Raw genomic sequence first — 21,931 nt, 5'->3', positions numbered from 1 at the left:
GCTCGTACCCCGCCCAATCCGTTCAGTTTGTGCCATGCGGGGCGGGGTACAAGCCCCCGCCCTACAGTCACTCCCCCCGCACGATCGCCGCCATCTCGCCCTCGCCCAATGCCAGCCGCACCAGCCGTCGCCCCTGCTCCACCCGCTGCTGGCCCTGCTGGTCTGTCAGCTTCCCGGCCGCGTCGTACCAGTACACGTGCACGGGCTGTGCGTCCTCGAAGGTGAAGGTGCCCGGCACAGCGGTCAGGATGCGCTCTTTGCCCAGCAGCCAGCCCCGGTGCAACTCCACCGGTGTGAAGGGGAACATGTGCTGCGTGATCGTCGGGTACGGCTGCTTGGGCGTAGCATAGTAGTAGTACAGCGACGCCCACATGAGCTTCTGGCGGATGTCGTTGATGAGCGTCGGGAAGTCCTTGACCGTCAGGTGGTCGCCCAGGGAGAGGGGGGTATACAGGTGCGCGCGGGCCGGGAACCACCCGGCGGAGGTCTCGACGAAGCGCGGGAAATGCAGCTTCGTCAGCGTATCGCTCGTCGGCACCGTGTTGCCGATCAGCAGTCCGCCCTTGCTGCGGACATACTCAATCAGCTTGACCTTCGCCTCCAGGGAGAGCAGATGCACGTACGAGCGCTTGGCCTTGAGGCGGTGCTGGTCGTCCAGCTCCGCCGAGTGGCCGTCCCAGCGGTCGTAGGTGTACTTGGTGGAGATCCAGTCCAGCTCATCCCAGTATACGCCGTCGGCCCCGATCTGGTCGCGATCCAGGCACATGTCAATGATGCGCTTCATGGCGCCGAAGTAGGAGTTCTCCGGGTTCACCGCCGGGTAGTTGTACCGGAACGCGATGCCGTATGACGCCGTATAGCCTGAGTTCACGAACTGCGTCCCATCGGCCTGTGTGATCTGCGCGGCCGGGTGCTTCGCGGGGCCCTCCGGGTCGGTGTTGAGGAAGGCGTGGATGTAGATCAGACTCTTCGCGTCGGGCAGCACGCGGCGGATCGCCGCACACTGCTCGCGCAGCTTCTGTCGCAGCGCCGTGGCCTGCAGCATGTGCTCGCCGTGGTAGCACTTCACGGCGCCGGTGTGGTCGAACCACACGCTGGAGCTGATGAACTTCAGCCCGCGCTGCGCGGCCATCTCGCGGTACGCCTCGTCGCTCGCCGCGGCGACGCCGAACTGGAACCCGCCCGGCACGGTGAAGTTCACGTCCAGGTCACGCCGGGCCAGGTTGATGAAGTCGTAGTAGTCCGGCCGCGCCACCGGGTACAGGCTCCAGCGCACGGTGTAGCTGTCACGCGGCGCCAGGGCGAAGCTGTCGCTGCGGAGGCCGGCGCCCTGGTCCCAGTAGATCGCGGCCTGGATGCGGTAGACATCGTCCAGGGCCAGCAGCCCGCAGCCGCTCGCTCCCGTGCCATTGACGAACACCGTCGTGTTCTCCAGGCCCGCACCCATATTGCTCGCCGGGTCGGGATTGCCGCCCAGCCACGCCGTCGTGATCTCCCCGCCCGGGGTCGTGAGGCGGTTGTCGAACGCCAGGCCGATGGCGGCATCAGTCAGGTTCGTCAGCCTGTCGGCCACTTCCACGTGGTCGCCGACGAAGCGCACCGTGCGCTCCAGGCTATACTCCTTCGCCGCCCCGAGAATGACCGTCTGGTCCTTCCCCGCCTTGACCTGCACGCGCCATTCCGGCTGCCCCTGGGGCCGTCCCGTCGCCGCCAGCGTGTTGAAGCCCCCGCCCTGGTATGAGAACCGCGACTGCACTTGCACCGGCAGTCCGGCCAGGGCCACCGTCATCCCGCCGCCGGGGCTCACACGTACGACGTCACGGGCCTTGACCGTCGCCGGCGGCTGCACCATCAGCCGGTCGGCGCTGAAGACCTCCCTGTCCGCCGGCGCGCCGCCGACGGGCGGCTCGGCGGAGAACTCGACCTGCAGCTTGCCCAGCACGAAGTCCAGGCTCGGGTTCAGGTCCGGGAAGTACGTCCGCAGCCGCATCGCCTCCCCCAGGTGCTGCACGGAGAGCGTGTTGTCCGCCCCGGGGGTGACGAGGTCGGTGACATCGAGCACGAGTTCGTAGGGTGAGACGTCCAGGATGCGCGTCGCACCGGCGCGCTCGGTGCCCACCACCTCGAAGTCCGGTGCGTACACGACGCGCCAGTCTCCCTCGCGCGCCCACGGCACTTCCAGGCCGCTGGCCATCTTCGCCGTGAGCGGCTTGTTCAGCAGGCGCACGTGGCTGCGGTCCAGCGCGGCATAGACCGCCTTGCCGTTGAGCTTCAGCCGCAGGCTATGCGTCGAGCCCGAGCACTTCGGGGAGTCCATCCGCACCGCTATCGTCAGCAGCACGGACTTGTACCCCAGCGGCGCCTTGATCGCGTAGTCGGCGCTCTTGCCGTAGGGGATGACGGTGCCCGGCGGGGCCAACTGCACGGTCTGCGCGGCCAGGCCCGTTGTCCAGGCCAACAGCGCCAGTGTTGCCAGAGAGGCTGCTTTCATGTTCCGTGTCACCTGCCGTCGTGGCTACTTGAGCGTGGCGAGCACCTTCGCCCGCGCCTGCCAGTGCCACGCCTCGTCCTTCGGGTAGTCGTTGAAGTCCGCCAGCGGCGCCAGCAGCTTGCTGTCCGGCGCGATGCCCGCCGTCTGCAGCAGGGCCATGTCCTGCAGCGACTCGGCAAACACCTGCCCCCGGATGGACTCGATGGGTTCGTGGCCCCCCGGGTAGACCAGGAACGTGTCGCCATACGCCCAGCCCGGCCAGGCGAGGCCGTCGGTTACGGTGAAGGGGTCAATGAGCTGGCGGGTCTGGCTCTTGTACCAGTAGTTGAAGCCCCAGTGCAGGAAGCCCAGACGCTCGAAGCGGTGGAAGAGCCACCCGGCCATCCGCAGCTTCGGCAGCGGCGTGTCCAGCAGTCGGTTCAGATAGCGCCCGCGTGGCCCGCAGCAGAAGTACGTCCAGCTCGGGATGCCCTCTTCCCAATACTTCTTCGTCACCGCGATGGACGGGATGGGCATGTCGGTGAGGCCCTCGCGCCCGTAGTCCACCTCGCTCAGCGCGTCCATCGTCTTCATCCACGGCGCGAGTTCTTTGAGCAGCGCGCGCGCCGCCACGTAGTTGGCCTTGTGCTCCTCGCCATGCGGTTCGTCCGAGACGTGGAAGAACGACTTGTCCAGCAACTGCCGGCGCCGCAGGAAGGTGTGCAGCTCCGGCAGGAGCTGACCCAGGAAGGCGCGATACGTCGGCGAGGTGGCGCCCTTGTCGGCCGGCCACAGCAGCTTCTCGTCCAGGCCCTGGTCGTGGTACACGCGCGGGGCGTACTTCACGCCCCACTGCGTGAAAAGATGCGACCACTCGAAGTACTCGATGCCGCACGACTTCGCCAGCTTCACCCACCGCTCGACATCGGCCCAGTTGAAGTCGTAGCTCCGCCCCTGCTTGCGCACCCGCAGCAGTTGCGTCGGGCGCTTGACGCCATCGAGCGGCGGCGTGAGTAGCGGCGTCAACAGCGTGTTGAAGCCGTGGGCGCTGAAGCTCTCCAGGTAGCGCTTCAGCAGCGGCCAGAAGTTGAGCGACCACGGCTCGACTTTGTACCAGTCGCACAGGGCATCGGCATAGAACCACTGCGTGACCGGGAAGCCCTGGCGGGGCTGCAGCACGGCGGGCACGACCTCCAGGACGGCCGTGAGCCGGCGCGTCTCCTCGCCGACCTGCAGCGTCAGCGCCAGCTCGCGCTTCCCCGGCTCCGCCTTCTCCGGCACGCGGACCGTCACCCAGAAGGCCTGCACCTCGTGGGGCGCGACCTGCGCCTCCTGCTCGTCGAACAGCACGTCCGGCACGTAGCCGGGGATGTGGCCGAGGCCATCCAGCTCAGCCAGTGGCGTGGCGGTGTTATGGTGCGGCACGGGCACGCAGCCCACCCGCCGCAGCCGCACCGCGAGATCCTCCCCGCCGGCCAGGCCGACGCTGACGGCCGTGGCCCGGTCGGTATCGCTGACGCGGACGCAGGCCTGGAAGGACACCTGCTCGCCCCGCAGCGCCTGCAGCTTCAGGCGGTTGAGGACGACCGGCTCGCTACGCGGGAACCAGCGCCTCAGGGATGTGGAAAGCCAGCACTCGGTCTTCATGGGTATCACCTGATGATGGGCTCAGCCTCGATGGTTGGCACAACGTCCTATTCACTGACGACACAGGCGTGGGAGCGGTCACTGACGACACAGGCGTGGGAGCGGTCACTGACGACACAGGCGTGGGAGCGGTCACCGACCGCGACTGTATGTCACCGACCGTCGAGGTCGGGGACCGCTCCCACATGCCCACGATCCTCGACGGTCGCGGTCGGTGACCGCTCCCACACACCCCACGCCTCTCACACCATGTCTACAACTTCTGCGCGTACATCCGGTACTCGATGACCGGCTCAAAACCGCACTTCTCATACACCCGCCGGGCGGGCGCGTGGCCGTCGTTCAGCCCGGTGCCGACGCAGGCGACCTTCATGCCTGCCGCGCGGAAGATCTCCAAGATCTTCTGGATCTGCATGGTCCCGATGCCTTTGCCCCGGCCGGCGAGGGCCACGCCGTTGTAGTGGACCGTGCCCACCTGGCGCGCGCTGCTCATCGTGTAGCTAAAGAAACCGACGATGGCGCCGTCCTCCTCTGTGACCCACACGTGGTCCATCTCCTCGTACAGCCGGCTCATGACCTTGGGCACCAGCCAGCGGTCCCAGGGCTCGTCTCCTACGGACCCGTACTTCTCTTCGAGCGCGAAGTCGGTGCCGATGTACCAGATCTCGCGCACGATCTCCTGAATCCGCGCCATGTCGTCCAGTGTGGCTTGCCGCATCTGCAAGGGCATGTGGGCCCACCTCCTGTCGGGAGGACTGTTTCGTGACGGCGTCGGGCGGGTCCTTCCCGCCGGCGCCGCTCCGGGGCAGGCAGGTCAGGGCGCCCTGCGCGCCGAATGTCTACGCTCTACTAATGTGAAGGGTGACGATCCATGTTCAAGCTCAGTGTGATCAGCGACGAGATCTCCCAGGATTTCCAGCGCGTAGTTGACGTGTGCCGCGAGTACGGTGTTCCGCAGGTCGAGCCGCGCTCGGTCTGGGACACCCCGCCGCACAAGCTGACCGACAACCAGCTCGAGGAGATGCGCTTCATCCTGGATGAGGCGGGCATGAGCGTGGCGGCCATTGCCGCCCCGTTCCTGAAGTGCGATCTGGGCGACGCGGCCGCCTATGAGGAGCATCTGGGCATCCTGCGGCGCTGCGCCGAGATGTGCCACTTCTTTGGCTGCAACATCGTGCGCGGCTTCACGTTCTGGAAGACCGGCCCGGCCGAGAACGTTTGGCAGCAACTGCTGGACGCCTACGCCGAGCCCATCCGCATCTGCGAAGCGGAAGACATCTACATCGGCATCGAGAACGAGGCCAGCACCCACATCGCCACGGCCGCGCAGGCGGAGAAGATGTACTGCGACCTCAACCACCCGCGCGTCCGCGCCATCTGGGACCCGGCCAACGAGGTCTATGCCGAGGGCGGGGAGCTGCCCTTCCCCGATGCCTGGCAGCGCATGCAGCCCTGGCTGATCCACATGCACCTCAAGGACGCCGTCAAGGACCCCGACGCCGAGGGCGGCGCCCGCTGCGTGCCGGTCGGCGACGGCGGCTACATTGACTACCCCGCCCAGTTCCAGGCGCTCAAGGACATGGGCTACGAGGGTGCGTGCTCGCTCGAGACCCACTGGCGGGTCAGCTCAGCGCTGTCCGAGGAAGCCATGAACCGCCCCGGCGGCGCGGCCTTCAGCGCCGGCGGCGAAGCCAGCAGCCGCATCTGCCTGGAGAAGATCCAGGCCATGATCGCGAACCTGAGGTAGACTCGTCTGGCGTGGGAGCGGTCACCGACCGCGACCGGATGGGTCGCGGACGGTGACCGCTCCCACGCTCTTTGGCACCTTCGATTGAGGAACACCATGCCCGACATCAAGCTCATCGCCATTGATCTCGATGGCACTCTCGTTCACGACGCCCGGCGCATCCCCGAGCGCAACCTGCGCGCTCTGCAGATGGTCATGGACCAGGGCGTGACCGTGGCCATCGCCACCGGCCGCATGCACTCCAGCGCCCGCGACTTCGTGGGGCGCCTGGGCATCCCCCATACCACCCCGATCGTCTCGTACAACGGCGCGATGGTGCGGCTGCCGGACGCTGCCGAGCCGATGCTCCACGTGACTGTCCCGCCCGAGTTGGCCGCGCAGGTCGTGCAGCACAGTGTGGAGGAGCGCCTCCATCTGAACTACTTCCTCGATGACGTGCTCTATGTCACGCACATGGACCACTGGGCGTGGCTGTACCAGCGGCGCACGGATAACAACCCGACGATCGCCGGGGACCTGCGGCGCTTCGACGGCCAGTCGCCCACGAAGCTGCTGATCGCCGCCGACGCGCCGCTCGTGGCCGACCTGTTGGCCCGCGAGCAGGCCCTCTTTGGCGACCGGCTGTATGTCACCCGCTCCATGCCCGAGTACATCGAGTTCCTCAACCCCGAGGTCTCCAAGGGCGCGGCGGTGGCGTGGCTGGCCGGGCACCTGGGGCTGGTGCGCGAGCAGGTCATGGCCATGGGCGACATGCTCAACGACCTGCCGATGATCGAGTGGGCCGGCACGGGGGTGGCGATGCCACGGGCGGCCGAGGCCGTGCGCGCGGCGGCCGACTTTGTCCCCGAACACGAGGAGGAGGGGGTCGCCGAGACGCTGGAGAAGTTCTTTGCATGATTGACCTCTCGCGTCGCCTCGGCTTCAGCAACGCCAGCCTCGCCGGCTACTCCCTCGCCGAGGCGTGCCGCGTCGGTCTGAACCTGGGCTTCGGGGCTGTCGAGTTCCTGGGCTTCGACGGCTACGCCCACAGCCTGGGCACCCTCGACGGCTTCTACTTCGAGCGCCTGACACCGTCCGAGCGCGACGAACTGCGCGACCTCGCCGCGCAGTTCCCCCATGTCTCGACCCACGCCCAGTTCTTCGAGATGCCGATGCTGTCGCCTAACCCCGCGCTGCGCGAGACCGCCGTGCGCCAGTTGGAGATCGCGCTGGAAGCGGTGGCATTCCTGGGCGGGGGTCTGACCGTCACCCATGCCGCGCCGAAGGCGACGTACACGCTCGAGCAGAGCTGGAACGAGCTCGTGGCGCTCTACCGGCGGCTCGGCGACCAGGCCGCTGCGCAGGGCGTGCGGGTCACGATCGAGACCTGCTTTCCCCCGCGTGTGGACGACTTCGCGCGCCTGATCCACGACATTGACCACCCGGCCGTGGGGGCCAACGTGGACGTGGGGCACCTGACGCCCAACGTCCCGGCCGAGGTCCGCGGCACACCGCAGGAGGGTCCCTTCTACAACGACCTGCTCGAACAGCACCTCCGTTCGCTGGGGCCGAAGCTGTACCACTTCCACCTCCATGACGTGCGGGCAGGGGACCTGCGCGATCACCGCGCCTGCGGGCGGGGGATCATTGACTACGCCCGCCTGCTCCGCGTCGCCGACGAGTTGGACTACGCCGGCGTCTTCGTCTTCGAGCTGGAAGAGACCGACCGGGTCGAGGCCCTGGCCGAGAGCCGCGACTGCCTCCTCCGCGCCGCCGAGGCGGCAGGAGTCACCTCGGGCGGGGTCTGTCCCCGAAGGACCGGCGACAGCCGGTCCGCAGGGGGCTGACCCCGTTCGGCTCAAGATGGGTCAGCAGTAACGGGGTCAGCCCCCTCCCGGACCTCCGGTCCGTCCGGGGACAGACCCCACGGGGCGGACAGACCCCACCTCCACAAGGAGCCTGCCATGAGACGCCTGCTGCTCCTGCCGCTACTCCTGCTCCTGCCTGTTGCCCTGCCTGCCGACGATTCCGTCGAGATCGTCCTGCAGCATCTCACGCTGCGCTGGACGGCCGCCAGCGGCCTGCTGGTGCTGGCCGACGGGCAGCAACTGCTGAACCTGGCCGTCGCCCCGGTCGTGGCGCACCCGCCAGGCTGGGCCTGGAGCTACACGGGCCGCGAGGGCCTCAGGGCCGACCTGCAACGCCAGGGGCAGCAGCAGACGCTGACCGTCACCTGCGCCGACCCCAAGCTCCCCTGGACGCAGACGATCGTGGCCGGCCCCGGCGACCGCTACACGCTGACCTACAAGTTCCGCCAGCTCGCCTGGGATGAGCCGATGGAGTACGAGGTCTGCGCCGCGCAGCCGACGCCGCTGTTCGTGGGCGGGGCCTGGAAGGCCAGGGGCCAGTGGGGCGAGAAGAGCGGTGTCATCCCCCTGCAGTTCGCCGGCCAGAGCAATCCTTTCGGCGAGGCGATCTCCGGCGAGTTCGCGATCCTGCCCGGCCAGTTCGGCTTCACGTCCACCGCCCCCCTGACCCTGTACGACTACAAGCAGCGGCAGCACCTGTGGCTCGGTCGCGATGGCCCGATGCCGAAGGGCCAGGAGCAGACCTGGGCGGTGGACTTCCGCTTCGCCCCGCAGCCCTTTGTCATCGGCGGGGTGGAGATCACGAACGTGCGCATCCCCCTGCAGCCGCTCGGGGAGACCTCCGAGGTCAGCCTCAGCCTGCGCCGGGCCGCCGGCGGCCCTGACGAGGTGGCGCTGGCCTGGGGCGAGCGCAAGGAGGGCGCGACACCCGTGCGACAGGCCGTCAAGCTCACGGACAAGCCACAGACGGTGCGCCTGGCGGTGAAGCTGCCCGAGCCCGGCACGTACGCGATGGGCTTCGACGTGCTGCAGGGCGACAAGGCGCTCTACACCTCCCCGGCACTGACGGTGACGCTGCCGCGCCTGCTGGCGGTGAAGGCGACGCGCGTCCCCTTCACCCCCACCGACACCGGGGCGCTGCTGGTCCGGGCCGACCCGCTGGCCGGTGAGGGCCTGACGCTGGCTGTCGAGGGCGGGGGGGCAAGCCTCTACCGCGGCCCGCTCCAGGCAGGGGTGCAGACGGAAGTGCCGATCTCGCTGGCGAAGCTGCCCCTGGGGCGCGTGCCGCTGAAAGCCACGCTGTCACGTGGCGGCCAGTCGCTCTCGTCGCTCGTCTACAACCTGCTCCTGGCCGCGCCCAACCCCAACGGGGTCGCCATTGACAACCGCAGCCGCACGCTGCTCGTGGCCGGCCTGCCCTATTGTCCGCAGTCATGCTATGCCGACATGCGCACGGTGGATGACGTGATCGAGGCCGAGCCGGTCTGGGGCTTCAACACCATCGCCCCGTACCTGAGCACGAACCTGGAGCAGCGCCGCGACCGTACCCGCGTCAAGCAGATGCTGGACCGCTGCGCGCAGGTGGGCCTGCGGGTTCAACTGGCCATCCACGGCGTGTCCCGCCCCCCGCACACCGAGGAGAAGTGGCAGTGGCTCAAGGAGGAGATCGAGGCCTTCCGCGACCACCCGGCGCTGTTGAGCTACTACCTCGCCGATGAGCCCGAACTGGGCTGGGCCAAGCCCGAGGACTGCGAGCTGGCCTACAACAGGATCAAGGAGCTCGACCCCTGGCACCCGGTCACGATGGTGTTCTGCGTCGCCAGCGCCGCGGCCCGCTACGCCCGGGGCATGGACGTGTGCATGACCGACCCATACCCCATCCCCAACGGGCCGGTCACCAGGGTGACGGAGTTCTGCGACCAGATCAACCGCGAACTTGGTGAGTCCATGCCGCTGTGGGTGGTGCCACAGGCCTTCGGCGGCGGCGAGGGCTGGAAGCGCGAGCCGTCGCGCCAGGAGGAGCGGGTGATGACCTACCTGGCGCTGATCCACGGCGCCACCGGCATCCAGTACTTCATCCGCCGCCCCCCGGCCACCAACCCCACCTCGCCCGACCTGTGGAGCGAATGCCGCCGTCTGATGCTCGAGCTGTCGCAACTCACGCCCGCCCTGGCCGGCGAGCGCCTGCCATGGCCCGCCACGCCTGCCTCTTCCAACGCCCTTCCCTCCCCCAGTGCCACTCCCTCGCCCAGTGCCGGCGTCTCGCCGTCCCAGGCCCCTCCCGCGTCCGCCGCCCCTCCCTCGTCCAGTGCCGGCGTCCCGCCGGCCCAGGCCCCTCCCGCGCCCGCCGCCCCTCCCTCGCCCAGGGCCACTCCCTCGCCCAGGGCCACTCCCTCGTCCAGTGCCGGCGTCCCGCCGGCCCCGGTCAGCCCCGCCTCCGTCCAGGCCGCCGTCTTCAAGGAGCGCGGCGCCCTCACCGTCCTGTGCGCCAACACCAAGAACGAACCCGCCACCCTCCAACTGGCCCTTCCCACGACCTGGTCTGGCTCCGCCGACGTCCTCTTCGAGAACCGCCAGGTGCCGGTGGAGCAGGGCCGCCTCACCGACATGGTTGACGCCATGAGCACGCGCGTGTACCGCCTGCAGGTGGAGGCTCCGCCGGCCGACCGCGTGCAGCTTGACCCCAAGAACCTGATCGTCAACGCGAGCTGGGAGGAGGCCGCCAACGTCGGCACCCCGGACGGCTGCTATACCGGCTACGGCCCCGACAGGGGCGCGAGCTGGTACGTGGACCCGCGGGTGGCAATCCACGGACGGCAGTCGCTGCGGCTGCGCACGCCGGTCGAGGGTCAGGGCATGGGCGTGTCGCCCTTCCCGGTGCGCCTGGCTCCGGGGACGAAGTATGCGCTCTCGATCTGGGCGAAGGGCGAGCGCGCGGGGCAGAAGTTCAGCTTCACGCTGGACGCGGCCAAGGGCGCCCAGTGCACGCATGAGTTGACCACGGACTGGCAGGAGTACCGCGTGGAGTTCACGGCCACCGAGGCCGCCGCCAAGCGCATCAGTGCTCACCTCAGTCTGATCAGCGCCGGCAGCGCGTGGTTCGACGCGCTGCAGCTTGTGACGGTGCCGTAGGCATGTCGGCGCTGTCCTCCCGCCTGCGCGAGTACGGGCGGCGCTTCAGGCGCCAGGTGGTCGCCTACCGCCTCATGGCGTCTCACCCCCGCACCCCGCGGGTGGCGCGATGGCTGCTCGTGGCGGCGGTGGGCTATGCGTGCCTGCCCTTCGACCTGATCCCGGACTGGATCCCGGTGCTGGGGCTGGTGGATGATGTCCTGATCCTGCCGCTGCTGGTCTGGCTGGCGCTGCGGGCCGTGCCGCCCGACGTCCGGGCCGAGTGCGAGCGGCAGGCAGCAGACGCGGGGTAGGCTCAGGGGGATGACGGCCTGTCTGTGTTCCCGTGGGGCGACTTGTTTTTCTCTTTGACGAATCTAATCCCAAATGCTATAGTCCATAATGCATTGGTGGCTTTAGCCACTACGAGCTGTGTACTTGCACGTACGCACGAGTTGCCGATAGGGGAGCTTGCTCCCTACGACTCGCTGCATGTGAGAGACCAGCGAGCAGTACCGAGGGAGAGCGTCAGATGCCTATCGGCAAGGTCAAGTGGTTCAACGAGAGCAAGGGTTACGGGTTCATCGAGTACGAGGGTGGCAAGGACGTCTTCGTGCACTTCTCGGCCATTCAGGGCGACGGCTACCGCACCCTCCAGGAGGGCGCGAAGGTCGAGTTCGAGGTCGTGCAGGACGCTAAGGGTCCGCGCGCGGACCGCGTCACTGTCGTCAGCGACTAACCCCTCGCAAACAACAGAGCCCCCGGCGGCTGCGGCGGTCGGGGGCTTTGTTCGTCTTCTGATCTCCCTTCCCCTCGGTCGGCTCGCACTTGCGGGGTCCACATGCCGCTGTATCCCTCCCACACAGACAACAGGCCGCGGACAGCGCTTCGCGTGCCCGCAGGCCACGAACGTAGGCTCAGGTGATGGCCATGGCAGACGACCAGGTGCGGCTGAACATCAAGGGCATGCACTGTGCGGCCTGCGCGGCCCGCGCGGAGCAGGCCCTGGCGCACGTCGAGGGCGTGGCTGAGGCGGTCGTCAACCTCGGCGACGAGACCGCGACCGTGCGCTTTGCGGCCGGGGCTGTGCCGACCGAGCGCCTCATCGCCGCCGTGCAGGACGCCGGCTACGAGGCCAGTCTGCCCGAGACGACGACCGACGACGAGCGCCTGGCCGAGCGCGAGCAGGAGAGCCGCCGCCAGTGGCGCCTGTTCCTCTTCGGCGCGGTGTGCTCCGTGCCCCTGATGGTCCTCACGATGTGGCCCGTCGCCGGTTCGCTCACCCTCCCCCTCCTCTTCCTTTTGGCGACGCCGGTGCAGGTGCTACTGGGCTGGCAATTCTACCGCAACTCGTGGCGGGCGCTCGCGCATGGGGCGGCCAACATGGATGTGCTCATCGCCCTGGGCTCGACGGCGGCCTACCTGCTGAGTGCCTACAACAGCTTCCGGTTCGGTCTCGACGAGCACGAGCACGCCCTCTACTACGACTCCGCCGCGATGATCCTCACGCTCATCACGCTCGGGCGCTTCCTGGAGGCCCGGGCCCGGGGCCGCGCCTCCGACGCGGTCCGCAAGCTGCTGCAGCTCGCCCCGCGCGAGGCCGCCGTCCTCCGCGACGGTGAGGAGGCGCGCCTGCCCATCGAGCAGATCGTCGTGGGCGACCTCATCCTCATCCGCCCCGGCGAGAAGCTCCCCGTGGACGGCGTGGTCGAGAGCGGCGACTCGACGGTGGACGAGTCCATGCTCACCGGCGAGAGCCTCCCGGTCGACAAGCACCCCGGCGACGAGGTCATCGGCGGGACGATCAACCAGAGCGGCAGCCTCCGCTTCCGCGCCACGCGCGTGGGCCAGGACACCGTGCTGCAGGAGATCGTCCGCCTCGTGCAGCAGGCCCAGGCGACCAAGCCGCCCATCCAGCGCCTCGCCGACCGCATCGCCGCCGTCTTCGTGCCGACGATCATCGCCATCGCGCTGCTCACGTTCCTGGGCTGGCTCCTCGTTGGTCGGGCCGACTACGTCCGCGCCCTCATCAACGCCGTCTCCGTCCTCGTCATCGCCTGCCCGTGCGCCCTGGGCCTGGCGACGCCGACAGCCGTCATGGTGGGCACGGGCCTGGGCGCTGAGCACGGCATCCTGATCCGCGAGGCCGCCGCACTGGAAGCCGTCGGTGCGCTGCACACGGTCGTCTTCGACAAGACGGGCACGCTGACGAAGGGCGAGCCGGCGCTGACGGAGCTAGTCACGCTGCGAGGGCGGGGTGTCGGCGCAGCCGACGGGGACCCCGCCGAGGCGCAGCTCCTCGCCCTCGCCGCCGCCGTCGAGTACGCCTCCGAGCACCCCCTCGGCCAGGCCGTCGTCCGCGCCGCGGAAGAGCGCGGCCTCGACCTCCCCGAGGTCACAGACTTCGAGGCCCTCATCGGCCAGGGCGTCCGCGGGACGCTGCGGGGCGGGGAACAAGCCCCCACCCTACAGGACGGCGCCGAGGTGCTGGTGGGGACGGCGGCGCTGATGGCCGCGCGCGGCGTGGACGCCGCGCCGGCCGCTGCCGAGGCGCAGCGCCTGCAGGGCGAGGGCAAGACGGTCCTGCACGTCGCGGCCGGCGGCAACCTGCTCGGCCTCCTCGCGGTCGCCGACACGCTCAAGGAGAACGCCGCGGCCGCGGTCCGGAGCCTGCAGGAGATGGGGCTGTCGGTGGCGCTGCTCACCGGCGACAACGCGCGCACGGCGCAGGCCATCGCCGACCAACTGCGCCTCACGCAGGTGCTCGCCGAGGTCCTGCCCGATCAGAAGGCCGCGCGCGTCCGCGAGTTGCAGGCGCAGGGCCAGCGGGTGGCGATGGTGGGCGACGGGATCAACGATGCGCCGGCGCTGGCGCAGGCCGAGGTGGGGATCGCGCTGGGGACAGGCACCGACATCGCCATCGAGGCCGGGGATATCACGCTGGTCAGCGGCGACCCGCTGGCGGTCGTGCGGGCGATCCGCCTCAGCCGCCTGACGCTACGCCATATCAAGCAGAACCTGGGCTTTGCCTTCGGCTACAACGTGGCAGCCATCCCGCTGGCCGTCGTAGGCGTCCTCAACCCGATGATCGCTGCCGCGGCGATGGCCATGAGCAGCGTCTCCGTCGTCAGCAACTCACTCCGCCTCCGCCGCGCCCGCCTGTAGGGCGGGGGCTTGTACCCCGCCCTAGCCCCAGAACAGCCTCACATAGTCCCGGGCGACCACGAGGTCGCGCAGGGCCTCGGGCGCCAGGCACGGGGCCGGGGCTTCCCCGCGCACGGCCTTCAGGAAGTTCGCCGCCTGCTGCTGCATGGCGCTGACCGTGGGCAACACGGGCTCGATCATCTGCGGCTCGGCGCCCTGGCCCGGATCGCGGAGGAACGTGACCCGCCCGGCGCGGTTCAGCGACACCGGCGCCGGCAGCTCCACCCGCACCCACCCCCGCTCGAAGCACACCAGCGCCGCCTCCTGCCAGTCGCGGCTGGTCTGGTAGGCCTGCATCTCGATGATCGCCGGCACCCCGCTGGCGCTGCGCGCCACCAGCAGCACCCCGGCCGGGTCGGCGTGCGTCACCTCGTAGTCCTCCCCGACCAGATGCCGCAGCAGGTTCACCTGGTGAATGTAGTAGTTGACGAAGCGCAGGTAGTCCTGGAACTGCTCGGGGGTCATGTCCGTCGGCGGCGGATCGGTCTGCAGCGGCGGGAGGCTCTCATCGCTGTGCAACAGATCCACGAAGCCCCCGGCGATCCAGTCGCCCGGCGGCATGGAGACGCGCACATAGGTCATCCGCCCCAGCTCGCCGGTCTGCCGCAGCCGCTCGATCTCCTCGCGGGCGCGCATGGTTGCCGGATCGCTGCGCTTGTGGTAGCCGACCATGATCCACGTGCCCCGGGCCTCGGCGGCGGCCACAATCTTCTCGGCCTGCTCCACCGACGAGGCCAGGGGCTTCTCGATGAGCACAGGCAGCCCGGACTGGAGTAGCTCGGGCAGGAGCGTGCCATAGCGCGTGAAGGGCTGGACACAGACGAGGGCCTCGGGCTGCTCGTGAGCCAGCAGGTCGCGATGGTCGGCATACACCCGTGGCACGCCATAGCGCGCCGCGACCCGCGCGGCCAGTCCAGGCCGCAGCTCGGCGAGGGCGATGACCTCACAGTCAGGCGAAGCGGCGTAGTGCCGCAGATGGGCGCACTGGCCCATGTTGCCGGTACCGACGAAGGCGACCCGGACAGAACCCATGACGTTCACCCCGCAACAGAGTTGCAGGACTCTGCCGCGAACGCAGGCAATATTCCTGCAACGCGGATCGTTGTCGTATGAGGACCACCGTGGCGTACGCGCCGTGGCGTACGCGCCGTGATGTACGCGCCGTGACGTACGTGCCGCGCCGTCCATGCTGTGCCGTCCATGCTGTGATGTCCATGCTGTGATGTCCATGCTGTGATGTCCATGCTGTGATGTCCATGCTGTGATGTCCGTGCTGTGATGTCCATGCTGTGATGTCCGTGCCCGCGAAGCGGGCCATCGTGCGTAGCCGTGGGCGGCAGCCCACGGATCGCGACCCGTCATACCACGTGCGCCCCGAAGGGGCCGTCCGAGGGGGAACCATGGCAGGATCGTTCACGTGTCTGCGCTATCATCTCATCTTCAGCACCAAGGAGCGGCGGCCTCTGCTTGCCGCCGCGGCCCGGCCGCGGCTGTTCGAATACATCGGCGGCATCCTGCGCAACCGCAAGGGCCAACTGCTCGCGGCCGGCGGCACCGACAACCATCTGCACCTGCTCGCCGTCATGCCCAAGGACCGCACCATCTCGGACATGATGCGCGACATCAAGTCGAACTCCTCGCGCTGGCTCAGCGAGACCGTCGCGTTGGCTGTGGGCTTCGGCTGGCAGGATGGCTATGGCGCCTTCACCGTCGGGCGCAGTGAGGTTGACGGACTCACACGCTATCTCGCCGGCCAGGAGGCTCACCACCGGGAACGCACCTTCGAGGAGGAGTTTGTGGCGTTCCTGGAACAGCACGGCGTGGCCTACGATCCGCGGTACATCTGGCAGTGAGCCCGGCGGCCCCTTTGGGGCGCCGGCAACGTTAGCCGACGGACGATGGAGGAGGGACGCTCGCACCCACGGGCTCACGCCCGTGGCTACGCACGCGGGCGCCTTCGGCGCCGACGGCCGCGCTGTCCATGCCTGCGAAGCGGGCCACCGTATGTAGCCGTGGGCGGCAGCCCACGGTCAGCAGCCCGTGCTAACCGTGCCGTTCATGCCCGCGAAGCGGGCCATCGTACGTAGCCGTGGGCGGCACCCCACGGAACGCGACGCGCTCACCCATACGCGCGCCCCGAAGGGGCCGCCGGAGGTCACGTTCATGCGCATGCTGCTCATCCTCGCCGCCCTCGTCGCCGCGGTCGCCGCCCATGCTCAGCTCGTCAACGGGGACTTCGAACAGGCCGTCACCACGGACAAGGCCCCCGCCGGGTGGCAGCTTCAGACCAAGCTCCTGCCCGACAAGTGGGGCTACAACGCCCAGTGTGGCGGGCCGGTCGGCCTCGTCGAGGACGCCCACGGGGGCAAGTATGCCGTGCGCTTCGCCGCCGGCGGGAAGAACCCCGCGCATCTACTGGGCGCGACGTTCCCGGTGCAGGCAGGCGACGTCTACGAGCTGTCCGCGTGGGCGAAGGGCGGCGCGGTGGACCTCACGTTCTATGAGTACGGCGCCGGTCAGAAGTGGCTGCGGACCACGGCCGCGGTCACGACGGTGCGCGCCGGGGCGCAGTGGCGGCAGGGCGGGGGCTTCCATCTGGTGACCGACCCGCAGGTGACGCAGATCACAGTCGTGCTCTCAACAGGCCAGGCCGGGGTCACGGTGGACGACGTGGCCCTGCGAAAGGTGGAGCGAACGAGCATGAGCGGACCCGATGTGGTGCTCGAGAACCAGGGCTGCCGGCTGACGCTGTCGGCCGATGGCTCGGTGAAGTCCTTCTTCGACAAGACCCTCAACGCCGAGCGCGTGGCCGGGGCGCCGCGGCCCTTCATGCGCGCCCAGACCGGCGCCTGGAACCTCCCCGCCAGCGGCGTCAGCAAGAGCGGGGACCTCCTGACCGTGACCTTCGGGGACAAGCAGGCCCAGGCCCGCGTGCAGTGGCAGGCTCAGCCCCTCTTCATGGGCTTTGTCCTCAAGGCGGTGGAGCCGGCCGATCTACAGGCGATCACGCTGTTTGACCTGCAGGTCCCCAAGCTGCCGACCATCGCCGGCACCATCGCCGCCACCTACGATGACGCGGCCATCGAGTGCCTGCAGACGCTCAACTTCGACGGCCAGCAGGTCCTGCGGCAGGCCGACGCCGACAATGTGAACTTTGTCTGCACCTATCCCGACCTCAGCCGCAAGCTGTATGGCCCCAGCCTCGTGCGCGGGTGTGCGCTCATCGCCTGCCCGCGCCCGCAGTTCGCCTCGGTCATGCAGCAGGTCGAGAAGACCTATGGCCTGCCCTCGCCGCAACTGGGCGGCAAGCCCGGGAAGCTCTCGCGCGTGATGAAGCAGTCGTACCTGTTCATCTGCGACCTGACCGAGGACAACGTGGACGAGGTCATCGGCTACGCCAAGCGCGGGCACTTCGGCTATGTGCTGATCGTCGAGCATGACTGGTCGCACGGCAGCGGCAGCTTCATCATCAATGAGAAGAACTTCCCCCACGGTCCGGCGGGACTGAAGGCCACCATCGCCAAGATCCAGAAGGCCGGCTTCCCGGTGGGATTGCACATGCTCACGGCCGGGATCAGCCCTGGCGACCCGCTGGTCACGCCGGTGCCCGATAGCGGCATCTACGTAGACATGCAGGCCGAGCTGGCCGGCGATGTGGACGAGCAGGCCACCTTCATCCCCACCAGGGAGCCTCCCGACAAGTTCCCCACCGAGGACGGCGGCTACCGCGGCACGGGCACGATCCTGCGCATCGGCGACGAGATGGTGCAGTACTCCTCGATCAAGCTCGACCCGCCCTATGGCTTTGGCGGGTGCAAGCGCGGCTGGAACAAGAGCCAGGCCGCGCCCCACCAGGCCGGCGCCGCCGTCAAGCACCTCTATCGCGCCTACGGCCTGTTCCTGATGGACACCCACACCGATCTCATTGACCGCGTGGCCGACAACGTGGCCCGCACATGGAACTACTGCAACTGCGACGGCATCTACTTCGACGGCTCCGAGTGGCTGCAGGGCGACCACGCCTACTACAACGCCCGCCTGCAGATGGCCTACTACGAGCGGTTCAAGAAGAAGGACATCATCGCCCAGGGCTCCAGCTTCTCCCCCTATTCGTGGCACCTGCTGTCCCGCAGCGCCTCGGCCGACGGCTTCCGCGACATCAAGCTCTACCTGGCCAAGCGCACCCCGGGCTTCCAGTGGCTCTTCAGCAACTTCATGCCGCTGGACATCGGCTGGTATGGCATCAACCCCAACATCCGCCCCGACGACATCGAGTATGTCTGCTCGCGGTCGGTGGCCTTCGATAGCTCGGTTTCGGTGGAGACGACCACCCAGGCGCTGCGCACCGTGCCGCAGGCCCTGGAGATGATTGACACGATCGCCCGCTGGGAGGATCTGCGGCTCTCGGGTCGCGTGCCGGTCGAGGTGCGCCGGCAGATGCAGTCGCCCGACCAGGAGTGGCGCCTGAGCAAGGTGCAGGGCCAGGACGCCCTCGTCCCGGTGCGCTACACGGACTTCGGCAGCATGCCCGCGCAAAAGCGCCTGGTGCACGATGACCGCGAGAACACCACCGAGGTGGACATGCCGGCGGTGTTGCAGGTCAAGAACGAGCGCAAGACCCCGGCGCAGATCGAGCTGCAACTGGAGGCCGGGCCGGTTGTGAAGCCGGGCCCGCAGTATGCCCAGGGGCAGCCGCTGGAGCTGTTCGAGCAGGCCCTGCCCGGCGACAGCAAGGCGCTGGACACCCACCTGTACAACCCGGCCACCGACGGCAGCCGCGCCACCAGCCAGGGCGTCACGCAGGAGGTCAAGCTCATCACCGATGACGTCAAGGAGGGCCGGACCGCCTGCAGCTTCAAGGCCACCTCGACGCTGCCCAGCGCCAGCGGCTGGGCCACCTTCGGCCGCCGCTTCGACCCGCCCCTGGAGTTGAAGAACTACGAGTATCTCGGCCTGTGGGTGAAGGGCGATGGCAAGGGCGAGGCGCTCAAGGTGCAGCTCTGGGACGCCGCCGGCACGCCGCAGGATCAGTACATCGCGATCAGCTGGACCGGCTGGCGCTTCATCGAGCTGCGGCGACCCGACCCGGCCAAACTTGACTACACGAAGATCGTCAGCCTCAACTTCTACTACAACAGCATGCCCGCGAACACGACCTCGCATTGCCTCCTCGACGGCCTGAAGGTCCTGTCGGCTGCGACGGCGACGGCCAACCCGACGCTGATCGTCAACGGCGAGCGCGTCACCTTCCCGGTGCAGATGAGTGGCGGCGACCGCCTCGTCATGCGCAGCCCCACGGACTGCTGGCTGTACCCGGCGGGCAAGGAGAAGGTGCGCATCACACCGCAGGGCAACCCGCCGGTCGGGGCGCAGGAGATCAGCGTGACGGTGGATGAGCAGACGGTCGCCAACCAGATGCTCTTCCGCGCCGCGCTGCACTGGCCCGGCGAAGCGATCATCATACCGGCGAAGTAGCCGGGGGGCTGGCCGATGGCTGCGATCACCATCCTGTGCGGTCCGCCCGGCTGCGGCAAGACGCGCGCGGTGCGCGCGCGTCACCTGACAGCCGTGCGCGAGGGCGGCAGCGACAGCGTCATCCTGCTGCTGCCCGACGCGCCCGCGCTGGCGGACGCGCGTGAGGCGGTCGCCCGCGAGACGGGCGGCCTCTACGACGCCCGGATCATGTCCTTCAATGATCTGGCGCACGCGCTGCTGCGCAGCAACCGCGACCCGCTCTCCCCGCTGGAGCCTCGTCAGCGCCTGCTGCTGGCCCAGCGGCTGGCCGCCGCTCCCGACGTGGCTCTGCCGGCCGATCTCCTCCGCCACGCGGGCTTCGTCCCGGCCCTGTGCTCCTTCGTGGATGAACTCAAGCGCGCCGCCGTCGCTCCCGAGGTCTTTACCCGCGCCGTGCGCCGCGTCTTCCCCGACGACGACCGCGCCCAGGGCCTCGCGCGCTTCTACGCCCGCTACCAGCAGGAGCTGACCCGGCGCAACCTCTACGACGAGCCCGGCCTGTTCTGGCAGGCGACGCACCTGCTCAGCCGGGGCCACGACCAGCCCTTCGGCGCCGCGCGCCTTGTGCTCGTGGACGGCTTCACCGACTTCACCACCACCCAACTGCAGGTGCTGTGTCATCTCGCGCAGGAGGGCGACCGCGAGGTCGTCGTCACGCTGGCCCTGTCGCCCGAGCCCGAGCAGCGGGCAGGCTACGCGGCGGCCTGGCGGCTCCTGGAGCGCCTGCAGGAGCAGTTGCCCGCCAGCCAGGTGCAATGGCTGTCGCACTGTGACGAGCGCCCCGCGCCCCTGCGGCATGTGCTGGACCATCTGTTCCGCCTGCGTCCGCCGGTGCGCGAGAGCGCGGACGGAGCCCTGTCCGTGCTGGCGGCCCCGGGCGTGCTGGCCGAAGCGCGCGAGATCATCCGTGAGGTGAAGGGCCTGCTCCTGGAGGGGGCCGCCCCCGGCGACATCTGCGTGATCTTCCGCGCGCTGCCGCCGGTCCGCCGGGCGCTGCAGGAAGTCGCGCGCGAGGCTGGGGTACCGCTGGCGCTGCTGGATGCCGAGCCCCTCGCCGCGCGCCCCTCGGTGCAGGCTGTCCTCGACCTCGTCCAGATCGTGCGCGACGACTACACCCGTGGCGATGTGGTCAAGTTCCTGAAGTCCAACTTCGTGGACCTGACGGTGCTGTCCGGCGGCCGGCCGCCCCTCTCGCCCGAAGAGTTCGAGATCGTGGCCTGCGAGGCGCGGGTCATTGGCGGGCGCCGGCGATGGGCCGAGCAGTTCGCGCTCTACCGCGACCGCCTCCAGCAGGAGCTGCAACTGGCGCGCCAGGGCGAGGGGCTGACCGAGGACGCCGAAGCTCGCAGCCCCGGGCACATCGCGCGCGACCGCCAGCGCCTGGAACATGCCGCGACGCTCTTCAACGCGTTGGCCGAGCGTCTCGACCAGCTCAACCGGCCGCGGCCGCGCGGCGAGCATGTGCGGCGCCTGCTGGCCGCCTTCGAGGACTTCGGCCTCAGCCGCCGCGTCACCCTCAGCGCCGCGGCGGACTCGGCCGAGGCCGCCGAGACCAGCGCCAACCTCGCTGCCTTCCGGGCGTTCCTGCAGGCGCTGCAGCAGGTCGCCGATGCCGACCAGTTGCTCGGCGAGCCGGAGGCGATCCCCTTCCCCACCTTCTGCCGCGAGCTGGTCGCCCTCTGCGCCGACACGACCTTCGACCTGCCCCCCGCGCGCGACGGGCGGGTGCTCGTGCTGGACGCCTACCGGGCGCGCCAACTCCGCCGGCCCCACGTTCTCATCGGCGGCCTCGTCGAGGGCCAGTGGCCCGCCACCCGCCACGAGCCTGCCTTCTTCGATGATCGCGAGCGCCGCCGTCTCGGTGGCGCGGGCGTCCCCCTCGACCTCTCAGCCGCACTGCAGGACGACGAGACCTACCTGTTCCTCCTCGCCTGCGCGGTCGCCGAGCGCCGCCTGACCCTGAGCTACCCGACCATGGACAGCGGCGGCGAGCCGCTGCTGCGCTCCCACTACGTGGATGAGGTCACGCGCCTGTTCGCGCCCGGGGCGCTGCCGACGCGCGAGCGGCAGCTCTCGGAGATCGTCCCGCCCCCGCAGGAGGTCATCTGCCTGCGCGAGCTGCTCGAACACGTCACCCAGCACGACGCGGCGGAGTTGCTCGACGCGGTGACGCCAGGGCTGCCCGACGCGGACCGCGCCCTGGTCGCCCACGCCCGCGCCATGGCCGCCGTCGAGGACCGGCGTTACTCGTGGGAGCCGTTCGAGGCGCATGACGGCGTGTTGCGCAGCCCGGCGGTCCACACGCAACTCGCCCATGCCTTCGGCCCTGACCATCGCTGGAGCGCCAGTGCCCTCGGCCTGTACGGCGGCTGTCCCTTCCGCTTCCTGCTC

The 21,931-nt window shown here is 69.2% G+C and carries 14 protein-coding genes; 10 read left to right on the top strand and 4 right to left on the bottom strand.

Translation table 11 applies throughout. From position 1 onward, the window contains the following. Positions 1-67: 67 nt before the first annotated feature. From LLH23_08800 to LLH23_08790, 3 genes are all read right to left on the bottom strand, one after another. Positions 68-2,491, bottom strand: coding sequence for a hypothetical protein (locus LLH23_08800; GenBank protein MCE5238577.1), 2,424 nt, complete (start codon positions 2,489-2,491; stop codon positions 68-70). Positions 2,492-2,515: 24 nt separating this feature from the next. Then, positions 2,516-4,117 (bottom strand): DUF4091 domain-containing protein, encoded by a 1,602-nt coding sequence (locus LLH23_08795; GenBank protein ID MCE5238576.1) that lies wholly within the window; start codon positions 4,115-4,117, stop codon positions 2,516-2,518. A gap of 253 nt (positions 4,118-4,370) precedes the next feature. After that, the gene (locus LLH23_08790; GenBank protein MCE5238575.1) at positions 4,371-4,847 is read right to left on the bottom strand and encodes a GNAT family N-acetyltransferase; all 477 of its coding nucleotides are present in this window, start codon (positions 4,845-4,847) and stop codon (positions 4,371-4,373) included. 141 nt (positions 4,848-4,988) lie between these two features. On the opposite strand from LLH23_08790, the gene LLH23_08785 reads away from it, so the two are divergent. From LLH23_08785 to LLH23_08755, 7 genes are all read left to right on the top strand, one after another. Then, entirely contained in the window at positions 4,989-5,864 is an 876-nt protein-coding gene (locus tag LLH23_08785; protein MCE5238574.1) for a sugar phosphate isomerase/epimerase, read from the top strand. Between the two features lie 96 nt (positions 5,865-5,960). Next, positions 5,961-6,761, top strand: a complete 801-nt coding sequence (locus LLH23_08780; GenBank protein ID MCE5238573.1) for a Cof-type HAD-IIB family hydrolase — start codon at positions 5,961-5,963, stop codon at positions 6,759-6,761. Next, positions 6,758-7,690: a sugar phosphate isomerase/epimerase gene (locus LLH23_08775; GenBank protein MCE5238572.1), complete on the top strand. Its 933-nt coding sequence runs from the start codon at positions 6,758-6,760 to the stop codon at positions 7,688-7,690. The genes LLH23_08780 and LLH23_08775 overlap by 4 nt, the downstream gene beginning before the upstream one ends. 117 nt (positions 7,691-7,807) lie before the next feature. Beyond that, the gene (locus tag LLH23_08770) at positions 7,808-10,843 is read left to right on the top strand and encodes a hypothetical protein (GenBank protein MCE5238571.1); all 3,036 of its coding nucleotides are present in this window, start codon (positions 7,808-7,810) and stop codon (positions 10,841-10,843) included. 2 nt (positions 10,844-10,845) lie between these two features. After that, positions 10,846-11,136, top strand: a complete 291-nt coding sequence (locus LLH23_08765; GenBank protein MCE5238570.1) for a DUF1232 domain-containing protein — start codon at positions 10,846-10,848, stop codon at positions 11,134-11,136. Positions 11,137-11,354: 218 nt separating this feature from the next. Beyond that, positions 11,355-11,561, top strand: coding sequence for a cold-shock protein (locus tag LLH23_08760; GenBank protein ID MCE5238569.1), 207 nt, complete (start codon positions 11,355-11,357; stop codon positions 11,559-11,561). 191 nt (positions 11,562-11,752) lie between these two features. Continuing rightward, positions 11,753-13,987, top strand: a complete 2,235-nt coding sequence (locus LLH23_08755) for a heavy metal translocating P-type ATPase (protein MCE5238568.1) — start codon at positions 11,753-11,755, stop codon at positions 13,985-13,987. A gap of 21 nt (positions 13,988-14,008) precedes the next feature. On the opposite strand, the gene LLH23_08750 is transcribed toward LLH23_08755, so the two are convergent. Further along, positions 14,009-15,058, bottom strand: coding sequence for a Gfo/Idh/MocA family oxidoreductase (locus LLH23_08750; protein MCE5238567.1), 1,050 nt, complete (start codon positions 15,056-15,058; stop codon positions 14,009-14,011). A 368-nt stretch (positions 15,059-15,426) separates the two neighbouring features. On the opposite strand from LLH23_08750, the gene tnpA reads away from it, so the two are divergent. The 3 genes from tnpA to LLH23_08735 form a co-directional block, all read left to right on the top strand. Further along, positions 15,427-15,879 (top strand): IS200/IS605 family transposase, encoded by a 453-nt coding sequence (gene tnpA / locus LLH23_08745; protein ID MCE5238566.1) that lies wholly within the window; start codon positions 15,427-15,429, stop codon positions 15,877-15,879. Between the two features lie 310 nt (positions 15,880-16,189). After that, positions 16,190-19,501: a hypothetical protein gene (locus LLH23_08740; GenBank protein ID MCE5238565.1), complete on the top strand. Its 3,312-nt coding sequence runs from the start codon at positions 16,190-16,192 to the stop codon at positions 19,499-19,501. A 15-nt stretch (positions 19,502-19,516) separates the two neighbouring features. After that, positions 19,517-21,931 (top strand): hypothetical protein (locus LLH23_08735; GenBank protein MCE5238564.1); only part of this gene is annotated, 2,415 nt, incomplete at its 3' end.

This window comes from bacterium (genome assembly GCA_021372615.1).
GTDB lineage: Bacteria > Armatimonadota > Zipacnadia > Zipacnadales > UBA11051 > JAJFUB01.
Note: the sequence above shows the minus strand (reverse complement) of the source record. Positions and strands in the feature narration are given on the sequence as shown.

Excerpts from the sequence above, each read along its gene's own strand:
- LLH23_08800 (MCE5238577.1), bottom strand. The coding sequence starts at position 2,491 with ATGAAAGCAGCCTCTCTGGCAACACTGGCGCTGTTGGCCTGGACAACG.
- LLH23_08795 (MCE5238576.1), bottom strand. The coding sequence starts at position 4,117 with ATGAAGACCGAGTGCTGGCTTTCCACATCCCTGAGGCGCTGGTTCCCG.
- LLH23_08790 (MCE5238575.1), bottom strand. The coding sequence starts at position 4,847 with ATGCCCTTGCAGATGCGGCAAGCCACACTGGACGACATGGCGCGGATT.
- LLH23_08785 (MCE5238574.1), top strand. The coding sequence starts at position 4,989 with ATGTTCAAGCTCAGTGTGATCAGCGACGAGATCTCCCAGGATTTCCAG.
- LLH23_08780 (MCE5238573.1), top strand. The coding sequence starts at position 5,961 with ATGCCCGACATCAAGCTCATCGCCATTGATCTCGATGGCACTCTCGTT.
- LLH23_08775 (MCE5238572.1), top strand. The coding sequence starts at position 6,758 with ATGATTGACCTCTCGCGTCGCCTCGGCTTCAGCAACGCCAGCCTCGCC.
- LLH23_08770 (MCE5238571.1), top strand. The coding sequence starts at position 7,808 with ATGAGACGCCTGCTGCTCCTGCCGCTACTCCTGCTCCTGCCTGTTGCC.
- LLH23_08765 (MCE5238570.1), top strand. The coding sequence starts at position 10,846 with ATGTCGGCGCTGTCCTCCCGCCTGCGCGAGTACGGGCGGCGCTTCAGG.
- LLH23_08760 (MCE5238569.1), top strand. The coding sequence starts at position 11,355 with ATGCCTATCGGCAAGGTCAAGTGGTTCAACGAGAGCAAGGGTTACGGG.
- LLH23_08755 (MCE5238568.1), top strand. The coding sequence starts at position 11,753 with ATGGCAGACGACCAGGTGCGGCTGAACATCAAGGGCATGCACTGTGCG.
- LLH23_08750 (MCE5238567.1), bottom strand. The coding sequence starts at position 15,058 with ATGGGTTCTGTCCGGGTCGCCTTCGTCGGTACCGGCAACATGGGCCAG.
- tnpA (MCE5238566.1), top strand. The coding sequence starts at position 15,427 with ATGGCAGGATCGTTCACGTGTCTGCGCTATCATCTCATCTTCAGCACC.
- LLH23_08740 (MCE5238565.1), top strand. The coding sequence starts at position 16,190 with ATGCGCATGCTGCTCATCCTCGCCGCCCTCGTCGCCGCGGTCGCCGCC.